At 65.7% G+C, this 18533-nt stretch carries 14 protein-coding genes; 5 read left to right on the top strand and 9 right to left on the bottom strand.

What is annotated here, in order from left to right; all coding sequences use genetic code 11:
• Positions 1-83: 83 nt before the first annotated feature.
• Positions 84-1724, bottom strand: coding sequence for an alpha-glucosidase family protein (locus tag ASF77_RS16625; RefSeq protein ID WP_056341613.1), 1641 nt, complete (start codon positions 1722-1724; stop codon positions 84-86).
• 253 nt (positions 1725-1977) lie between these two features.
• Here ASF77_RS16625 and ASF77_RS16620 point away from each other — a divergent pair, with 253 nt between their 5' ends.
• A complete protein-coding gene (locus tag ASF77_RS16620; protein WP_056341609.1) occupies positions 1978-3588 on the top strand; it encodes an oligopeptide:H+ symporter in 1611 nt (536 codons plus the stop codon).
• A 68-nt stretch (positions 3589-3656) separates the two neighbouring features.
• Positions 3657-3890, top strand: a complete 234-nt coding sequence (locus ASF77_RS16615) for a hypothetical protein (RefSeq protein WP_156648916.1) — start codon at positions 3657-3659, stop codon at positions 3888-3890.
• On the opposite strand, the gene ASF77_RS16610 is transcribed toward ASF77_RS16615, so the two are convergent.
• Genes ASF77_RS16610 through ASF77_RS16600 form a run of 3 tightly spaced genes read right to left on the bottom strand, consistent with a single transcriptional unit; the run spans position 3891 to position 6915 of the window.
• Complete coding sequence (locus ASF77_RS16610) at positions 3891-5177, bottom strand: NAD(P)/FAD-dependent oxidoreductase (protein WP_056341602.1); 1287 nt, start codon at positions 5175-5177, stop codon at positions 3891-3893.
• A gap of 4 nt (positions 5178-5181) precedes the next feature.
• On the bottom strand, positions 5182-6099 hold the full coding sequence (locus ASF77_RS16605; RefSeq protein ID WP_056341599.1) for a quinoprotein relay system zinc metallohydrolase 2: 918 nt from the start codon (positions 6097-6099) through the stop codon (positions 5182-5184).
• Entirely contained in the window at positions 6100-6915 is an 816-nt protein-coding gene (locus ASF77_RS16600; protein ID WP_056342276.1) for a quinoprotein dehydrogenase-associated SoxYZ-like carrier, read from the bottom strand. It lies immediately after the preceding gene.
• Between the two features lie 255 nt (positions 6916-7170).
• On the opposite strand from ASF77_RS16600, the gene ASF77_RS16595 reads away from it, so the two are divergent.
• The gene (locus ASF77_RS16595) at positions 7171-9900 is read left to right on the top strand and encodes an alpha-1,6-glucosidase domain-containing protein (RefSeq protein WP_056341597.1); all 2730 of its coding nucleotides are present in this window, start codon (positions 7171-7173) and stop codon (positions 9898-9900) included.
• Positions 9901-9913: 13 nt separating this feature from the next.
• Here the strand turns inward: ASF77_RS16595 and ASF77_RS16590 are convergent, their stop codons facing one another.
• Positions 9914-11581 (bottom strand): response regulator, encoded by a 1668-nt coding sequence (locus ASF77_RS16590; RefSeq protein WP_056341593.1) that lies wholly within the window; start codon positions 11579-11581, stop codon positions 9914-9916.
• Positions 11571-13016 (bottom strand): ATPase domain-containing protein, encoded by a 1446-nt coding sequence (locus ASF77_RS16585; RefSeq protein WP_056341591.1) that lies wholly within the window; start codon positions 13014-13016, stop codon positions 11571-11573. Before ASF77_RS16585 ends, ASF77_RS16590 begins: the two co-directional genes overlap by 11 nt.
• 245 nt (positions 13017-13261) lie before the next feature.
• Between ASF77_RS16585 and ASF77_RS16580 the strand changes: the two genes are divergently transcribed.
• Together ASF77_RS16580 and ASF77_RS16575 are read left to right on the top strand one after the other, a co-directional pair.
• Positions 13262-14905 (top strand): long-chain fatty acid--CoA ligase, encoded by a 1644-nt coding sequence (locus ASF77_RS16580; RefSeq protein ID WP_056341587.1) that lies wholly within the window; start codon positions 13262-13264, stop codon positions 14903-14905.
• A 69-nt stretch (positions 14906-14974) separates the two neighbouring features.
• Entirely contained in the window at positions 14975-15721 is a 747-nt protein-coding gene (locus tag ASF77_RS16575; RefSeq protein ID WP_056341584.1) for an AAA family ATPase, read from the top strand.
• A gap of 84 nt (positions 15722-15805) precedes the next feature.
• Here ASF77_RS16575 and ASF77_RS16570 read toward each other — a convergent pair whose 3' ends face one another.
• The 3 genes from ASF77_RS16570 to glk form a co-directional block, all read right to left on the bottom strand.
• Positions 15806-16054 (bottom strand): Imm74 family immunity protein, encoded by a 249-nt coding sequence (locus ASF77_RS16570; RefSeq protein WP_056341581.1) that lies wholly within the window; start codon positions 16052-16054, stop codon positions 15806-15808.
• 197 nt (positions 16055-16251) lie between these two features.
• A complete protein-coding gene (locus tag ASF77_RS16565) occupies positions 16252-16455 on the bottom strand; it encodes a hypothetical protein (RefSeq protein ID WP_156648915.1) in 204 nt (67 codons plus the stop codon).
• A 159-nt stretch (positions 16456-16614) separates the two neighbouring features.
• Positions 16615-18477, bottom strand: coding sequence for a glucokinase (gene glk, locus ASF77_RS16560; protein WP_056341576.1), 1863 nt, complete (start codon positions 18475-18477; stop codon positions 16615-16617).
• Positions 18478-18533: the final 56 nt, after the last annotated feature.

Raw genomic sequence — 18533 nt, 5'->3', positions numbered from 1 at the left:
ATTCCGACGCGTGCAATCGCGGTATCGAACACGTTTCGATTGTCTACCCGCGACCACCGCGGATTTTTATGCAACGACCGTCGTTAACCCACCGTCCCGAACCACGCTCCATACGCCGGCAGCGTCACGCGACCGGAAGCCGCCTCGCCCGGCAAACCGTGGCCGGCCAGATCCTGGGCCGATGCCGTCTCCGGCCAGTCGATCGTCACCGGCGCGTTCGACAGGTTGAAGGCGGCCAGCACGGTCGCTTCACCCTCCAGCGTGCGGCGCAGGGCCAGCACCGGTTCGGGGGCGTCGAAGAAGGAGATGTCGCCGCGCGTCAGTTGTGGCAGCTGCTGGCGCCAACCGATGATGCGGCGCGCGGCATTCAGTGCCGAGCCGGCATCGCTTTCCTGGACAGAGGCGGCAGCGGCCAAGTGCGGTGCGGCGACCGGCAGCCATGGAGTGCCTTCGGTGAAGCCGGCGTGCGGCGCCTCGCTCGTCCACGGCATCGGCGTGCGGCAGCCATCGCGGCCCTTGAACTCGGGCCAGAAGGTGATGCCGTACGGGTCTTGCAGCAGCTCGAACGGCACGTCCGCTTCCGGCAGCGCCAGCTCGTCGCCCTGGTACAGGCAGGGCGTGCCCTTCAGCGAAAGCTGCATCGCCAGCACCATCGAGGCAAACGCCACCGATGCATCCTCGCCGCGCCAGCGTGTGACCACGCGGATCGCATCGTGGTTCCCGACCGACCACGAAGCCCAGCCGCCTTTCACGCGCGCTTCGAATTCTTCCACTTGCGTGCGGATGTGCTTCGCAGTGAATTCCGGCGTCAGCAGATTGAAGCTGTAGGCCATGTGCAGCTTGTCGCCGTCGGCCGTGTACTCGGCCATGCAGGCCAGGGCGTCGTCGGCGCCGACTTCGCCGATCGACACGGCGCCGTATTCGTTCAGCAGCGCGCGGATCTTCTGCAGGAAGGCGATGTTTTCCGGACGCGTCTTGTCGTAGATGTGGGACTGCATGCCGTAGGGGTTGACGTCGGTGACCGAGGCCGTGTCGCGCTTGGTGGCCGGCGGATTGCTGCGCAGCTGGGTGTCATGGAAGTGGTAGTTGCAGGCGTCCATGCGCACGCCGTCGACGCCGCGCACGAGCCAGAAGCGCAGCGCGTCCAGGTGGGCCTGCTGCACGTCCGGGTTGTGGAAGTTCAGCTGCGGCTGGCTGACCAGGAAGTTGTGCATGTAGTACTGCTTGCGGCGCGTGTCCCACTGCCAGGCGGAGCCGCCGAAGACCGACATCCAGTTGTTCGGCGGATTGCCGTCCGGGGCGGCGTCGGCCCAGACATACCAGTTGGCTTTCGGATTGTCGCGGCTGGAGCGGCTTTCGACGAACCATGGGTGCGCATCGGCCGTGTGCGCCATCACCTGGTCGATCATGATTTTGAGGCCGAGCGAATGCGCCTTGGCCACCATGGCGTCGAAGTCGGCCAGGCTGCCGAACAGCGGATCGACGTCGCAGTAGTCGGAGATGTCGTAGCCGAAGTCCTTCATCGGCGACTTGAAGTAGGGAGACAGCCAGACGATGTTCACGCCCAGGCTGGCGATGTAGTCGAGCTTCGCGGTAATGCCGGGGATGTCCCCGACGCCATCGCCGTTCGTGTCAAAGTAGCTGCGCGGGTAGACCTGGTAGATGATGGCTTCGCGCCACCAGTCATGCTGTTGCGTGGATTGCTGCGTGGCGGTCTGGGTCATGGCGGTGTCCGGTAGAGAATCGGTGAGAAATTTTAGGCAATATACATCAGGATTTTCGATTTTACAATCCGGCTGCCTACCGATATACCACTTATATTTCCTTTGCATTCAACGGCTTACATGCAAATATTATTTGCACTGATAATGGATCAGGTAGCAAAACTACGAACATGCTGCATCGCCATAAATTTTCAGGTTGCAAAGACCTCACTGACATCATAGGATCGCGTGTCATTTATTACAGGATGCGCCCATGAGCCAGCCAACGCCGACCGCCACCAGCGGCCGCATGCCCCGCCAGATCCCCTACATCATCGCCAACGAAGGCTGCGAGCGCTTCAGCTTTTATGGGATGCGCAATATCCTTACGCCCTTCCTGATCTCGACCCTGCTGCTGTTCTTGCCGGAGTCCGAGCGCACGGGTGAAGCCAAGCACGTGTTCCACACCTTCGTCATCGGCGTCTACTTCTTCCCGCTGCTGGGCGGCTGGTTGGCCGACCGCTTCTTCGGCAAGTACAACACCGTCTTCTGGCTCAGCCTCGTGTACTGCGCCGGCCATGCCTGCCTGGCCATCTTCGAGGACAACGTCAAGGGCTTCTATCTCGGCCTGGGCCTGATCGCGCTCGGCTCGGGCGGCATCAAGCCGCTGGTGTCGTCCTTCGTGGGCGACCAGTTCGACCAGACCAACAAGGGCAAGGCCAAGCTCGTCTTCGACGCCTTCTACTGGATCATCAACTTCGGCTCCTTCTTCGCCTCGCTCCTGATGCCGCTGTTCCTGAAGAACTACGGCCCGGCCGTCGCCTTCGGCATCCCCGGCATCATGATGTTCATCGCGACCGTCGTGTTCTGGAGCGGCCGCCGCAAGTACGTGCACGTGCCGCCGGCCGGCGCCACGCCGCATTCCTTCACCCGCGTCGCGAAAAGCGCCCTGCTGGCGCAGGCGCCGGGCCAGGGCCGTCCGGGCCTGACCGTCGCCATGATCGGCGTAATCGGCGCGCTCGTCTCGCTGGCGATGTCGCCGCAATGGGGTTTCGTGATCGCGGCCTGCACGGCGCTGGTGCTGCTGCTGGCCTTTGGCAGCATCGGCACCTCGATGCAGCTCGAGCGCGCGCGCGGCCTGCATCCGGACGAGGCGGTCGACGGCGTGCGCGCCGTGCTGCGCATCCTGGTGGTGTTCTCGCTGGTGACGCCGTTCTGGTCGCTGTTCGACCAGAAGGCCTCGACCTGGGTGGTGCAGGCCAATTCGATGGTCACCACCTTCTCCATTTTCGGCAACGAGTTCACGCTGCTGCCGGCGCAGATGCAGGCGCTGAACCCGCTGCTGGTGATGCTGCTCATCCCGTTTAACAACCTGGTGCTGTTCCCGATGCTGGCGAAGCTCGGCTTCACGCCGACGCCGCTGCGCCGCATGACGGCCGGTATCGCCTTCTCGGCCCTGTCCTGGCTGGTGATCGGCACGATCCAGGTGTCGATGGACGCGGGCACCCCGACCTCGATGGCCTGGCAGATCCTGCCGTATGCGCTCTTGACGATGGGCGAAGTGCTGGTCTCGGCCACCGGCCTCGAATTCGCCTACAGCCAGGCGCCGGCCTCGATGAAGGGCGCGATCATGGCCCTGTGGAGCCTGGCCGTCACGGTCGGCAACCTGTGGGTGCTGGTGGTGAACGCGGCCGTCAAGAACGACGCCGTGCTCGGCACCATCGCCGGTTCGGGGGTGAGCGTGATCGCCTTCCAGATGTACTTCTTCGCCGCCTTCGCGCTCCTTGCGGCGATCGCGTTCGGGCTGTACGCGAAGCGTTACAAGATGGTCGACCATTATCGCAGTACGGACGACGCGCAAGCGCCGGCGCCGGTCAAGGCCTGATGCGCTGACTACCCCTCTTCAAACGCCCGCCTAGCGGGCGTTTTTTACTTGCGGCCGCGATTATGTTAATGGACGAACTGTTCCGCGCCGACGAAACGCTTAGTGTGAAGCGCAGCACCAGTCATCACATGAAAGTAGAGAATATGAAAGACGTAAAAGTAGATGTGCGCGTGAACGTCGGCGTCGACGCGGCCAGTGTCGCGATGCTGTTTGCCTCCGCAGCGTGGGCACTGTTCCTGTACAAGGAGCACAAGCAGGCGAAGCTGACCGCCGATGCCCAAGGCCGAACAGTGTCGGCGTAATCAGGTGTGCGCTCCCGGCGCCGTGCGCGGCCGGGCCGCCTGTCCCAGCACATCGCCCCAAATCTGCTGCGCCCACGCGTCGGCATCCGCGCCTTCCTGCGCCGACGGTCGATCCGAGAGGAAGCCGGCGCCGTCGGCCGCCATGCCCTTTTTCGCCGCATCGTAGCGGTAGATCGTCGAGATATGCATCGCCTGGCGGTCGTCGACGAAGCTGTAGCAGGTGTTGGCAAAGGCCGGCGCCGGATCGGGCACTCCGCCCAGCATCAGGTCGACGATGGCGCGCGCGCAGATCTTTGCCTGGGCATTGGCCATGTGCGCCGACTTGGGCAGGTTCGAATCGATCGCGTCGCCGATCACGTGAACGCGCGGCAGCGCGGTCGATTCATAACTGAGAGAGTCCACCGCGCACCAGCGCCCCTCGGCATTGGCCAGGCCGCCCTCCCGGGCAATGCGGCCCGCCCGCTGAGGCGCAATGAAGTTCAGTACATCGGATTTCACGGTATCGAAGATGGTCTTGACGGTCTTGCTCGCCACGTCCACCTGGCGCACTTCGCTGCCCGGCAGGTACTCGATTATGTCCGGATACAGCTCGCGCCAGGCCCGTTCGAACAGGACGCGTTTCGAGGTGATGACGGGATTGGCATCGAGCACCACGACCTTCGAGCGCGGCTTGTGCCGTTTGAGGTAGAAGGCGACTTGGCAGGCGCGCTCGTAGGGCGCGGGCGGACAGCGGTAAGGCTGCGGCGGCACTACGATCGTAAAGACGCCGCCGTCGCGCATGGCCATCAGCTGGCGCTGCAGGTTGCGCGTCTGCGGCCCCGCCTTCCAGGCATGGGGAATGCGCTCCTGCGCGCTCGCCAGCTGCGGAAAGGCGTCGAAGATGAAGTCGATGCCGGGTGCCAGCACCAGCCGGTCGTAGGGCAGTGCTTCGCCGTCCACCACGATGCGCGACTTGTCCGCATCGATCGCCGTGACGCCGCCGCGCAGGAAGCGGACGCCGTGATTCCGACGCAACGGGTCGTAGCCGAAGCTGATGTCGTCCAGCGTTCTCTGGCCGCCCAGCACGCGGTTGCTGACCGGGCAGGAGGTGAAGGCGGCGTGCTGGTCGACGAGGGTGACCTCGATGCGCCCGCCGCTCAGCAGGCGCAGGTACCTGGCCGCCGTCGCGCCGCCGAAACCTGCGCCGACGACGACCACGCGTCCCAGCCTGGCCCGGCCGGCGCCGGCAAGCGTCGGCACCGAGGCCGACGCGGCCAGCGCCAGTTCCAGGAAGGTGCGCCGGCGCATGGCCTCACTCCCATTCCATGAGCGGGTACAGCAGGTTGACGTTGCGCCGGTTGACGGCATCGAAGAGCTGCCAGCGCGCCCGCTCCGAGGCGGCCGCCTGCTCCATCGTCTCCGTCATGTCGGCGCCGTCACGGATGCCGGCGCGTACGTCGCGCAGCAGGATGGTGAGATAGTCGCGCTGTCTGTCCAGCGCCGCGTCCCTATTGCGGGTGACGGGGCCGTGCCCGGGGATGGTCACACCGGCCTTCAGCTTCCTCAGCGATTCCATGGCCGCGAGCCAGCCTGGGACATCGCCGTCGACCGAGGGCGTACGCTCGATGAAGAGCAGATCGCCCGTCCACAAGCTGCCGCTGGCCGCATCGAACACGGTGAGGTCGTTGTCCGTATGGGCCTTCGGCCAGGCGCGCAACTCCAGCTTGCGCCCGCCGAGGTCGAGGCTCAGGCGATCCCCGATGGTCTCGCCCGGCGCGACCACCCTGCTCTCATTGGCCACCTCGCCCAGCTGCTTGTTCAGGCTGCGCAGATACCCGTCGCCGCGTACGGCCAGGGCCTGCGGCAGCCTGGCGTGGCCGATGAAGCGGACACCGGCGCCGGCAAAGGCGGCGTTGCCGAACACGTGGTCGGGGTGTCCATGCGTGTTGATCACATAACGAACGGGCAGTTGGGTGACGCGGCGCAGTGCCTCCTTGAGCGCCATGCCGACGGCGTAGGAGCCGCCCGTGTCGACGACCGCCACCGCCTCGGCGCCGACGATGAAGCCGATGTTGGCGATGTCGCCGTCGTAGCCGTCCTCGAAATCCTTGTGCTGCCCGATGTGCACATACACGCCCGGCGCCACCTGCTCGACTTTCAAGGGCGCCGCGCAGGCATGTGCCGCGGCGGCGCTGGCCAGCAGCCAGGCCAGGCGGAGGAGGCGCCGCATCTAGCCTCCGACGCTGAGCGACTGGCGGAAACTGCCGCCCGCATTGTCGCGAATGGACACTTGCAGCGCGCCCGGCCCGTCAGCGACGAAGCTGAAGCCGATCGAGGGATCTTCGCTGATGCCGATCTGCGTATCGGCCGTCATCACCGGCTTGCCGTTAAACGTGACGTCGATCTTGTCGATGAAAAAAGCGGGCCGGAAGCCATGCGTGTTCAGGTCGCGCTGCAAACCGGTGTACATCGGATGTTTAATAAGGAGCCTGGCCTTGTTGACCTCGCCCCGCTTGAACGGGCCGTCGAGGGCGATCTTCATCTTGCCCGCTGCGGCGATGGCCGCCGCGGCGTCGCCCGTGGCCGGGCCGCCGCAGCCGCCTGAGGCTTTCACGGCGGTCTCGTTCACGTACAGCCGCCCGTCGCTCGCTTCGGCGACCACGTGTACCTGCGAATCCGATTCGAAGCGGATGCGGGTGGCGATCTCCGCCTTGCCGCTTTGCGGATTGAAGTGGAACACCGCCGTCAGCGGTACCGGGTTTTTATCGACGAAGACCGTGACCGACCTGATGTAGCGCGCCGCCGTCATCGGGTGGTCGATGCTGAAGGCGAAGGGCACCTGCTCGCCGCTAGCCGCGCGCGCGGGCGCCGTCAGGCGGACAAAGGGCGCCGGTTCCAGCTTCTTGCCGGGGTAGTAGGACTGCTGTAGCGCCGTCCAGGCCGCGTCCGGCGTCTGGGCCGATGCCCTGAAAGGAGAGGCCGCCAAAGCCAGCGCAACCAGACTATACGAGAGATACCGACGCGCGCTCTGTAGTCGATTTTTCATCAGATCCACCTCCATCCTGGTACGGATGTCCGATTTCATTTCCGAATCGTCTTGCACGGCCGCGAACAGGCTGCGGGCAGCCGCGCCGACAGAACGACTATAGCGCATCCACATTCTGTTGTATGAATCCTATTTTGCACGGCACGAGGCGGCTCAGTGTTCGTCTAGTAAAATTACATCAATAGCAGCACTGATCCGCGTTATTCTTGCGGCTCTGCACTTCGCTCCGTAGCTAAATTACGAGAAAATCCGCGCATGCTCCCTACCGTTCGCATCATCGCCTTTGCCGCAGCCAGCGCTGCCTTCGTCAGCCCGGCGCACGCCGCCATCGCCCTCCAGGCCTGCGACGCTCCTGCCTTCGCCACCGTCCTGCAGGCCGCGCCCGGCAAGCTCGAGGCGCGCGCCGTTTGGCTCGACCGCCGCCTGGCGAAGTGGCCAGGCATGGCTGCCGAGGGCCGCTTCCGTCTTTACCACTCGGCGGCCGGCACGATCGCCGCCGCCGTGGGCGGCAAGGTGCAGAACGCGTCGGGCGCGCTGGAATTGAAGGTGCATGCGGGCGCCATGCCGCCCTCGGCCGCGCAGCGCTTCAAGTACGTCCCGAACGGCCCGGTGCTGGCCCTCGATGAAGCCGACCTGCCGCGCATCGCCCGGCTGCACCGCGAGCAGCTGGTGCTGGTGCGCGAAGACGCCGCCGGCAATGTATTTGCCGCGACGCGCCTGCAGGCTGCCGGCGCCCTCGACGACCTGTACGCCGCCGCGCAGGACATCCCCGACCTGGGCGCCACGCCGCGTCCGGACGGCACCACGTTCAAGCTGTGGGCGCCGACCGCGCAGGGGGCTGCCGTCTGCGTCTACGACAAGGGAAGCGGCCGCGCCCGCGCCATCCATCCGCTCGCCTTCGACGCCCGCACCGGCGCCTGGAGCGCGCAGCTCCCGGGCGATCTCTCCGGCCGCTACTACAAGTACGCGCTCGAGGTCGTCGCCGACGGCGCCGGCCTGGTGCGCAATCTCGTCACCGATCCGTATTCCGTCAGCCTGAACACGGACTCGCAGCGCAGCTATATTGCCGACCTCGACTCCCCTGCCCTGAAACCCGCGGGCTGGGACGCGCACCGCACGCCGGACACCGTCAGGGCGCAGACCGACATGACGGTCTACGAACTGCACGTGCGCGATTTCTCGCGCGACGACGCGAGCGTGCCGGCGCACAAGCGCGGCAAGTACGCCGCCTTCGGCGAAACGAACTCGAACGGCATGCGTCATCTGAACATGCTGGCGCGGGCGGGTATGACCGACATCCACCTGCTGCCCGTCTACGACATCGCCACCGTGCCCGAACGCGGCTGCGCGCTGCCGCAGCCGGCGGGCGCTGCCGACAGCGAAGGCCAGCAGGCGCTGGTGATGAAGACGGCCCATACCGACTGCTACAACTGGGGCTACGACCCCTGGCACTACAACGCGCCCGAAGGCAGCTACGCCAGCGACCCGGAGGACGGCGCGCGCCGCATCGTCGAACTGCGCGAGATGGTAATGCACCTGCACCGTGCCGGCCTGCGCGTCGGCATGGACGTGGTCTACAACCACACCTTCGCCGCCGGCCAGCAGGAAAAATCCGTACTCGACCGGATCGTACCCGGCTACTACCACCGTCTCGACGCGGCCGGCCAGGTCACCCAGTCGACCTGTTGCGACAACACGGCAACGGAAAACGCCATGATGGGCAAGCTCATGGTCGATTCGAGCGTGCTGTGGGCGCGGCACTACCGCATGGATTCCTTCCGCTTCGACCTGATGGGCCACCAGCCGCGTTCCACCATGGAGCGCCTGCAGCAGGCCGTGAACGCCGCCGGCGGCCGCCACGTGCAGCTGATCGGCGAGGGCTGGAACTTCGGCGAGGTGGCCGACGGCGCACGCTTCGTACAGGCCTCGCAACTGTCCCTGAACGGCAGCGGTATCGGCACCTTCAGCGACCGTGCACGCGATGCCGCGCGCGGCGGCGGTGCCGGCGACTCGGGCGAGACCGTCGTCAAGCAGCAGGGCTATATCAACGGCCTGGTCTACGACGCCAACGCCCTGGCGGGCGAGCGGCCGCGCACCGACCTGATGCGCGCGGCGGACATGATCCGCGTCGGCCTGGCCGGCACCCTGCGCAGCTATCCGCTCCTGAACTTCGACGGCGTCACCCGCACGCTCGATCGCATGGATTACGGCGGCCAGCCGGCCGGCTATGCGGGCGCGCCGGGCGAAACCGTCAACTATGTCGAGAACCACGACAACCAGACCCTGTACGACGCCAACGCCCTGAAACTCCCGCGCGCTACCTCCAGCGCGGAGCGCGCCCGCGTGCAGGTGCTGGGCCTGGCGATCAACGCCTTCAGCCAGGGCGTGGCCTATTTCCATGCCGGCTCCGAAATCCTGCGTTCGAAATCCCTCGACCGCAACAGCTTCAATTCGGGCGACTGGTTCAATCGCCTCGACTGGACGTACCGGACGAATCACTTCGGCACCGGCCTGCCGCCCGCGCCCGACAATGCGAAGGACTGGCCCCTGTTTGCGCCGTTGCTGGCCGATCCGGCGCTGCGCCCCGCCCCCGCCGACATCGCTTTTACGCGCGACGCTTTCCGCGACCTGCTCGCCATCCGCGCCAGTTCCACCCTGTTCCGCCTGCGCAGCGCCGACGAGGTGGCGCAGCGCCTGCGCTTCTTCAACGTCGGGCCGCGGCAGGAGCCGACCGTGATCGCCGCCCACCTCGACGGCCGCGGCTACGCCGGCGCCGGCTTCGCGGGGATCCGCTACTTCATCAACGTCGACAAGGTCGCGCATGCCGTCACCGACGCCGCGGCGCGCGGCAAGCGCCTGCGCCCCCATCCGGTGCACAGCGCGGCGCAAGCAGGCGACAAGCGCGCAGCACTGGCGCGCTTCGATGCGGCGACGGGCAGCTTCAGCATCCCGCCGCGTACGGCGGTGGTGTTTGTCGAGGAGTAGAGCGCGATGCGCGTCAGTCCTTTTGCTGCGATTGATTGAGTGCCGCCGACATGGCCTGCGTCAGCGCACTGAGCGTGTAGGGTTTGCGCAGGAACTGCACCTGCAGCGTGTGCAGGCGGCCGGGGTCGACGATATAGCCGCTGGCGAGGACGACCGGCAAATGAGGATGGTGTAGCGCCAGCCAGTTCACGAGGCCGATGCCATCCATACTACCCGGCATCATCACATCCGACAGTACCAGGTCGATTCCGCTGAAGTCGGCTTCGATGGCCGCATCGGCACTGTCGGCCAGAATGATCTCGGCATCGAGCACTGCCAGCAAGGACGACATCGTTTCCGCGACGACCGGATCGTCTTCCACGCACAGGATGCGCACCCCGGCCAGAGAATGCGCTTGCTCTTCCAGCACGGCCGGCTGCGTCGGATCCGCGGTTCCCTCACTGCGCGGCAATAGCATGCCGACCGTCGTCCCGCGCGGCTCGCGGCGAATGAAGGCAAGGCCATGACTCTGGCTGGCGAAACCGTATACCTGGGACAGGCCCAGACCCGTACCCTTGCCGACGGCCTTGGTCGTGAAGAACGGCTCGAAGGCTTCCCGCGCGGTCTTCTCGGACATGCCTTCGCCATTGTCGGTCACGCTGATGCACACGTATTCGCCAGCCAGCACGCCTCCCTCCGGCAGCTGCGCATCGGGCAGGTGATAATTGGATGCGGTCAGCACGATGCGGCCGCTGCCCTGCATGGCGTCGCGCGCATTGCTGGCCAGGTTCAGCAATGCGGCATCGAGCTGCGCCGGATCGACCGAGACGGGCCACAAACCGGGGGAGACCTGCAGGCGCAGGTCGATTCCCTGCCCCAGTGAACCGAGCAGCAGTTCCGAGGCCGCGTTCAGGTACAGCGGCAGGTCGAGGGCGACGTTGTTCAGCGGCTGCCGGCGCGCGTAGGCCAGCAGCTGCTGCGTCAGCGCCGCGCCATGGCCGCTGGCGCGGCGGATGCTGTCGAGCGCGCGTTCGCTGCGCGGATTGGCGTCTTTCGACAACAGCATGCGCAGCAGGGTTTCCGAGCCCGAGATCACTTGAAGGATGTTGTTGAAGTCGTGCGCCACGCCGCCGGTCAGCCGGCCCAGCGATTCGAGGCGGCGCGCCTCGGCCAGCGCCCGTTCCACCCGGCGCCGTTCGCCGATTTCCCGCTCCAGCGATTGCGTGCGTTCGCGTACGGCTTGTTCCAGCGAATCGGCATGCCGCTCCAGTGCCTGCCACTGGTCGCGGACGGCAAATTGCAGCCGGCGCGTGCGCAGGGCCGCACGGATCGACATCAACAGCACCTCGCGCGAGGTCGGCCGTTCGATCAGGGTGATGTTGCCGATGCGCGCCAGGCGCGTGAAGCGCTTGCTGTCGACCTTCGTGCCGCCCGGGCCGGCCAGGGTCAGCACCGGCAGGTCGGACCAGGGCGGCTGGCGCCGCAGGCTGGCATCCATGCCCTCGATCGAGCACTGCTCCAGCCCTTCCTCGGTGACGATCGCGCACCAGGCATCCTCGCCGAGGGCTGCGTAGAAGGCCGCCGCATCGGGACAGGCCCGCACCTGCACGCCTTCTTCTTCCAGCAGCATACGCAGGGTGGCGGCATCGCCTTCGATGGGGGCGAAGACCGCGGCAACGGCGGAGGGCGCGTCAGAAATCAAGTGGCGATACTCCGGAGTCCTTGAGCGGCACACCGATCCGCTCGCCGATGTCGATGCCCGCGTCGGTCAGGTGAAACTCGCGCACGTCGTGTTCGTGGCGGCCATGGCGGCGCTTCAGGATGCAGATGGCCTTGTGGACGACGTTCTCGTGCTCGTAGTAGCGCAGTGAAATGATGTTGTCCGTGATGATGCTGAGCGCGTCCGGTTCCTTCGAGGTATCGAGGCGGGCCGAATGCGCGCCGACGATGATCGACGTCACGTTCATGTTGCTCAGGTAGGAGAACAGTTCGTTCATCTGCAGCAGCAGCGATTTTTCCTCGCGAATCACGTCGAGATAGGAGTTGATGCAATCGATGATGATCAGGCGTGCCCCGCGGTCTTCGACCAGGCGCCGCACGTTCCAGATGAATTCGCCCGGCGAGATGCGCGAGGGATTGACGCGCTGGAGGTAGAACAGGCGCCCCTCGTCGGAAGCGGCGCCCTGGTGCATGTGCTCGACCATGCGCGAACGCAGCGTGACCTCCGACTCATCGAAGGTGAAGTAGCCCACGTGGTAGCCGCTCTCGACCACCGACAGCGCGTACTGGAGGGCCAGCGTGGACTTGCCCGATCCCGAGGGGCCGACCACCATCGTCGAGCTCCCGGCGACGAGCGCCCCGCCGACCATGTGGTCGAGACTGTCGACCTTGCTCAGGATGTCGAGCGCACCGTCGTCACGGTGGTGCTCCTGCGCGATCAGGCTGGGGAACACCAGGATTTCGCTCTTCTTGATCGCATAGTCATGCCAGCCGGTCTGGAAGTCGCCGCCGCGCAGCTTGACCACGCGCAGCCGGCGCCGCGTCGCGCCGAAGCTGCGTTCGAGCTGCTCGAGCGTGACGACGCCGTGCACCGCGCTTTGCAGCTCGAATTCGCCGCCGTCGGAAGTGAGATCGTCGAGCAGCACCACCGTCGCATCGAACGTGGCCAGGCGCTGGCGCAGGTCGATGATCTGGCGCCGGTAGTGGGCGCTGTCGCGCGCCAGCAGGCGCACCTCGACCATCGAATCGATGACCACGCGCTTGGCGCCGCTATGGGCGATGCGATCGGCGATGCGCGCCACCAGGGCCGACAGCTCGGTATCGGTCGGCAGCAGGATGGTCTGCGAGGACGTGGTGTCCGCCGACATTGGCATGATCTCTTCGATGACGATACCGTCCAGGTTCCAGCCGTGGCTGCGCGCGGTGGCGGTCAGTTCTTCCCGGCTCTCCGACAGCGTCAGGTACAGGCATTCGTCCCCGACCGAAACGCCGTGGATCAGGTAGCGCAGGCCGAAGGTGGTCTTGCCGGTTCCCGGCCTGCCCTCGATCAGGTGCACGCGTTGACGGATCAACCCGCCTCTCAGGACGGCGTCGAGTTCCGGAATTCCGGTCTGGATTCGTTCGATATCGGCCTGCATGACTGCTCCTTGCTTGAATATGGCTGACGCTGCCGTCGTCGGCACTGTTGAAAAAATTATAAAACATGCAAAAAACCTCGATTGTGGCCTGCATAACAGAGCGGCACGATCGGCTGGCCGACCGCTTTCGGCGAGCAACACCCGGCAAGCGGCGTAGCCCCGGGGACTGAAGTATGATTGGAAGCGTCACGCTTCCGATCAGAGAGGCGGATACCCAATCGCGATAATTGAGGAGACACCGCAATATGTCCGAACGCCCCGCCGACTTCTGGCCGCGCGCCCTGCCGCGCCACCTGACCATCCCCGCCACCAACCTGTTCTTCAACCTCGAGGTCTCGGCCGCGCGCTACCCCGACAAGCCGGCCGTCGTGTTCTACGACACCTCCCTCACCTATGCCGAACTGAAGGACGAGGCCGAGCGCGTGGCCGGCTTCCTGCAGGCCGAATGCGGCGTCAAGCAGGGCGACCGCGTCCTGCTCTACATGCAGAACAGCCCGCAGTTCATCGTCGCCTACTACGCGATCCTGCGCGCCAACGCGGTGGTGGTGCCGGTCAATCCGATGAACCTGACCGAAGAACTGCGCCACTATGTGGGCGACACCGGCGCCACCACCATCTTCGCGCCGCAGGATCTGTATGCGCAGGTCGCACCGCTGTTGGAGCAGGGTCTGCGCCACGTGCTGCTGGCGGCCTATTCGGATTACGTCACCAGTCTTACCGACCTGAATGTGCCGGACGTCGTGCGCGGACGGCGCCGCGCCATCGAGGACGCCGGCGTGGTGCTCTGGCACGCCATGCTGGCACGCGGCTGCCGGCCCGGCCCGCTCACCGCCGGGCCCGACGACCTGGCCGTCATGCCCTACACCTCGGGCACCACCGGCCTTCCCAAAGGCTGCATGCACACCCACCGCAGCGTGATGTACAACGCCGTGGCCGGCGTGCAGTGGTTCGGCGCGCAGCAGGATTCAATCGCCCTGAGCGTACTGCCGCTGTTCCACGTGACGGGCATGCAGGGCGGGATGAACGGGCCGATCTTCATTGGCGGCACCGTCGTGCTAATGGCGCGCTGGGATCGCGACACCGCGGCCGAATGCATCCGGCGCCACCGTATCAACGCCACCCAGCTCATATCCACGATGGTGATCGACCTGCTCTCGAGCCCGCGCATCGACGAGTACGACCTGTCGAGCATCACGCGCCTGTCCGGCGGCGGCGCGGCCATGCCCGACGCCATCGCCCAGAAGATGCACGACCTGCTCGGCATCGATTACGTCGAGGGCTACGGCATGTCGGAGACCATCGCGCCGACCCACATCAATCCGAGCGAGCGCACCAAGAAGCAGTGCCTCGGCATTCCGATCCAGGACGTCGACGCGCGCGTGATCGACGCCGGCACGCTGCAGACGCTGCCCGTTGGCGAGACCGGCGAAATCGTCGTCCATGGCCCGCAGGTGATGCTCGGCTACTGGAACAATCCGGAGGCGACGGCGGACGCCTTCGTCGAGATCGACGGCAAGCGCTTCCTGCGTACCGGCGACATCGGCAAGGTCGACGAGGACGGCTACTTCTTCATGACGGATCGCCTGAAGCGCATGATCAATGCCTCCGGCTACAAGGTGTGGCCGGCCGAAGTCGAAGCGCTGATGTACCGCCATCCGGCGATCAGGGAGGTGTGCGTGGTGTCCAGCCAGGACGCGCGCCGCGGCGAGACGGTGAAGGCGGTGGTCGCGCTGAAGGACGGCTTCGCCGGCCGCGTGACGGAAGGCGAGATCATCGACTGGGCGCACCAGAACATGGCGGCCTACAAAAGCCCGCGCATCGTGGAGTTTCGCGAAACGCTGCCGAAGTCGGCGACGGGTAAGGTGCAGTGGCGTTCGCTGCAAGGGTAGTATCGTGGCGACGCGAAACGACGGATTCACGCAGCGCGCAGTTGGACATATCAGGATGCGCCGCTAGCCATGCTCTCCCACGCCTACCTGCTCGAGGTCAGCCTGAAACCCTCGGCCGCCGCGCACGCGGCGGGTTTCCCCTTCACGCTACCCGTCGTGCGTTCGCTCGGCCGGCTCGCCATGCACCCGCAGGTCACCTTCCTGGTGGGCGAAAACGGCTCTGGAAAATCGACGCTGCTGGAAGCGATTGCGGTGGCACTGGGTTTCAATGCCGAAGGCGGCAGCCGCAATTTCCATTTTTCGACCCACGCTTCGCATTCGACGCTGCACGAACATCTGCGTGTGGCGCGCGGCATCAAGCCGCCGCGCGACGGGTTCTTCCTGCGTGCGGAGAGCTTCTTCAATGTGGGAACGGAAATCGATCGGCTCGACCGGGAACCCGGCGGCCCGAAAATCATCGACTCATTCGGCTGCAAGGCCCTGCACGAACAGTCGCATGGCGAAGCCTTTCTGTCGCTGTTCATGGAACGCTTCGGCAGCAACAGCCTGTTCCTCCTCGACGAACCGGAGGCGGCGCTGTCGCCGCAGCGCCAGCTCGCCATGCTCAGCCGCCTGCACGACCTGGTCGAGAACGGCAGTCAGTTCGTCATCGCCACCCATTCGCCGATCCTGATGGCCTATCCGAACGCGCTCATCTACGAATGCGGCGAGCGCGGCATCCACCCGATCAGGTATGAGGAGACCGAGCACTATCGGGTGATGCACGATTTCATCGCCAACCCGCAGCGCATGCTCAAGGTGCTGATGAACCGCTAAGGCTAGCCACGGGCAAGGTGCAATGGCGTTCGCTGCCGGGCTAGCGCTCGATCGCCGGTACGGAGCGCACGAAGCCTTATTCCATCAGGCCGACTCAAACTCCAGCATATGGCCGCGTTCTTTGAACTCGGCCTGAATCCCGTCGACGATGGTCTTGATGTCGGCCTCGGAGATCGGCTGCTTTGCCGTCTTCGGCTCCCAGTAGTCGATCTGGTCGAGATAGACGACGAAACCCAGGCGCTTGTTTTCGGGGAAAAGCATTTCGCCCGGTATTGCCGCCATCTTCTCGCCGAGCTGGACGTGGATATGGCCGCGATCGATATTCAGGATCATGAACGTACTCCTTATAAGGGAACTGCACGCAAGCCGGGTGTGTCTTCACCCGGAGACGGTGAGCCTGGCGCTTAGGCCAGATCCACCGGTGGCTACGTACTGTTCCCGAATTTGGAAGTCAGAGCATTGACCCTGCTGAATCCTATACGCGATGCTGCCAGTTTGCGACAGCCTGTCGCCGGCTCTACCTCGGCAAGTCAGGCCCGCTTGGCCGCCTTGCGGGCGCGCAGGTGCTTCCACACCGCGTAGTCGCCGACCAGGAACAGGCCCAGGAAGAACGGCAGCTTGTACCAGTGATCCGACGAGACGTGATAGCTGCCGACGAAGGAGACGGCGATACACAGCACGCCGATCGCGAGCGTCAGTTTGTCGGAGAGCTTGGCAGGTGACTTCGTTTTCAACTTCATTCCTTTTGATGGTCGGTGCACGCTGCCGGCCCGTGCCGGGTGCGCTGCCGCATTATCGCAAAGCGACTGCGGTCGGGGGAGAAACCGGACGCATTTATTTCGCGTCTTTCAACGCACCCGGATCAGCTTGCTCCCCTGCTCGAGCATGGGTCTTCACACGTCCAGGTGCGAAATGAGCAGCTTCCTCGCCTCGATATCGCCGTCCTGCCCCGCCTGCGCGCCCAGCGAGATGCCTACCGCCATGATGTCGATCAGGAGCAGCTGGAGGATGCGCGAAATCATCGACAGGAAGGTGGTGCTGTCCTCGGCATGGTCGACCGCGAGGCAGACGTCCGCCTTCTTCGCCAGCGCCGATTTGCTGCTGGTGATGGCGATCACGCTGGCGCCGGCGCGGCGGGCGGCGTCCACCGCGGACAGCAGCTCGGGCGCCTGCCCGGCCGTCGAGATGGCGATGACGACGTCGTTCGGTTTCAGCAGTTCTGCGGCGAGCTGGAACAGGTGGGCGTCGCCGTGGGCCGTGGTCGGAATGCGGAAGCGGAAGAACTTGTGCTGCCCATCCAGCGCCACGACGCGCGCGTTACCCATCGCGTAGAACTCGACCTTGCCGGCATTGCGCAGCAGCGCGATCGCGCGGTCGATTGCATGCACGTCCAGGCCGTCGCGGAATTTCAGGATCGCGGAGACCGTGTTGTCGATCACCTTGGCGGACAAATCGTGGGTGCTGTCGCTCATGCGCACCTGGCTGTGGCGCACGGGGATCGAGCCGGTCAGGCTTCCCGCGAATTTCAGCTTGAATTCGGCCAGGCCCTGGAAGCCGAGCGAGCGGCAGAAGCGGATCACGGTCGGCTGGCTCACGTCGGCCAGGCGCGCGATCTCCGCGATCGGCTCCGACAATACCTTGCGCGGATGCTCGAGCACGAGCGCGGCCACGCGCTGCTCGGCCGGCGAGAGTTCGTGCTGCAGGTGCTGCACGCGCTCCATCAGCGTGTTGGCGCCGCTGCGACCGCGCAGGTGTTCGGACAGGATCGTCGACACGCCGCGCAGGGCGGGATTGGGCGTCATGATCACATAGGTCGGGATCTGGGCCAGGTAGTCGGTGAAGCGCCCTTTCGCCTCGAAGCGGGCGCGGAACGGCGATGTCGCGAACCACTGGGCGATGCGCGGAACGATGCCGCCGCCGATGAAGATGCCGCCGAAGGCCCCGAGCGTCAATGCCAGGTTGGCGGCCGCCCCGCCCAGCATGCCGGCGAAGCATTCGAGCACTTCGAGGCAAAGCGCGTCCCCTTCGTCGAGGGCGCAGGCCACGATCTCGGCGGCCGTGCGGCTTGGCGCTTCGACGCCGTTGCGTTCGGCCAGCGCGCGGTAGATCAGTTCCATGCCGGGGCCGGACATGATGCGCTCGTTCGACACGTGCGGCCACTCGCGCCAGGCGTATTGCAGGATCGCGAATTCGCGCTCGTCGCTCGGCGCGAAGTTGACGTGGCCGCCTTCGCTGCCGAGGGTGACGAATCCGTCCGCGGTCGGGATCACGCCCGAGACGCCAAGGCCGGTGCCGGCGCCGAGCACGCCCGCCACCGCGTGCGGCTGGGCCTTGCCCGGGCCGACCTGCAGCACGTCGCCCGCCTGCAAGCCCGGCAGCGCCATCGCCAGCGCCGTGAAGTCGTTGACGATGACGAGGGTCGACCAGCCCATCGCACGGCGCACCTCGTCAGTCGAGAAGCGCCAGTCGCGATTGGTCATGCGCACCAGGTCGCCGCTGACCGGATTGGCCATGGCAAAGGCCGCGTGCGTGATGCGCTCGCCCTTCTGCTCGAACCAGGGCGCCAGGTAGGCGTTCAGCAGCGGCACGATGCCGCTGTAGTCGTCGCAGCGCAGCACCGCCGTCTGGCGGAATACGCCGGGGGCGGTCTCGAGCGAGAAGCGGGCGTGGGTGGCGCCGATGTCGGCCAACAGGCGCGGGCCATCGGCGTAGGAGGCACGGCTGGATTTTTGTTCGGTGTCTGGTTCGGTGATCATCGCGGCTTGGTTCCCACGCCTGAAAGCTGGGCTACGTCATGAGCCGCAAGGATAGC

This window comes from Massilia sp. Leaf139, assembly GCF_001424165.1.
Taxonomy (GTDB): Bacteria; Pseudomonadota; Gammaproteobacteria; order Burkholderiales; family Burkholderiaceae_D; genus Telluria.
Note: the sequence above shows the minus strand (reverse complement) of the source record. Positions and strands in the feature narration are given on the sequence as shown.

What these genes read in the sequence shown, in the direction of transcription:
- ASF77_RS16625 (WP_056341613.1), bottom strand. Translation starts at nt 1,724, where the DNA reads ATGACCCAGACCGCCACGCAGCAATCCACGCAACAGCATGACTGGTGG.
- ASF77_RS16620 (WP_056341609.1), top strand. Translation starts at nt 1,978, where the DNA reads ATGAGCCAGCCAACGCCGACCGCCACCAGCGGCCGCATGCCCCGCCAG.
- ASF77_RS16615 (WP_156648916.1), top strand. Translation starts at nt 3,657, where the DNA reads ATGGACGAACTGTTCCGCGCCGACGAAACGCTTAGTGTGAAGCGCAGC.
- ASF77_RS16610 (WP_056341602.1), bottom strand. Translation starts at nt 5,177, where the DNA reads ATGCGCCGGCGCACCTTCCTGGAACTGGCGCTGGCCGCGTCGGCCTCG.
- ASF77_RS16605 (WP_056341599.1), bottom strand. Translation starts at nt 6,099, where the DNA reads ATGCGGCGCCTCCTCCGCCTGGCCTGGCTGCTGGCCAGCGCCGCCGCG.
- ASF77_RS16600 (WP_056342276.1), bottom strand. Translation starts at nt 6,915, where the DNA reads ATGAAAAATCGACTACAGAGCGCGCGTCGGTATCTCTCGTATAGTCTG.
- ASF77_RS16595 (WP_056341597.1), top strand. Translation starts at nt 7,171, where the DNA reads ATGCTCCCTACCGTTCGCATCATCGCCTTTGCCGCAGCCAGCGCTGCC.
- ASF77_RS16585 (WP_056341591.1), bottom strand. Translation starts at nt 13,016, where the DNA reads ATGCAGGCCGATATCGAACGAATCCAGACCGGAATTCCGGAACTCGAC.
- ASF77_RS16580 (WP_056341587.1), top strand. Translation starts at nt 13,262, where the DNA reads ATGTCCGAACGCCCCGCCGACTTCTGGCCGCGCGCCCTGCCGCGCCAC.
- ASF77_RS16575 (WP_056341584.1), top strand. Translation starts at nt 14,975, where the DNA reads ATGCTCTCCCACGCCTACCTGCTCGAGGTCAGCCTGAAACCCTCGGCC.
- ASF77_RS16570 (WP_056341581.1), bottom strand. Translation starts at nt 16,054, where the DNA reads ATGATCCTGAATATCGATCGCGGCCATATCCACGTCCAGCTCGGCGAG.
- glk (WP_056341576.1), bottom strand. Translation starts at nt 18,477, where the DNA reads ATGATCACCGAACCAGACACCGAACAAAAATCCAGCCGTGCCTCCTAC.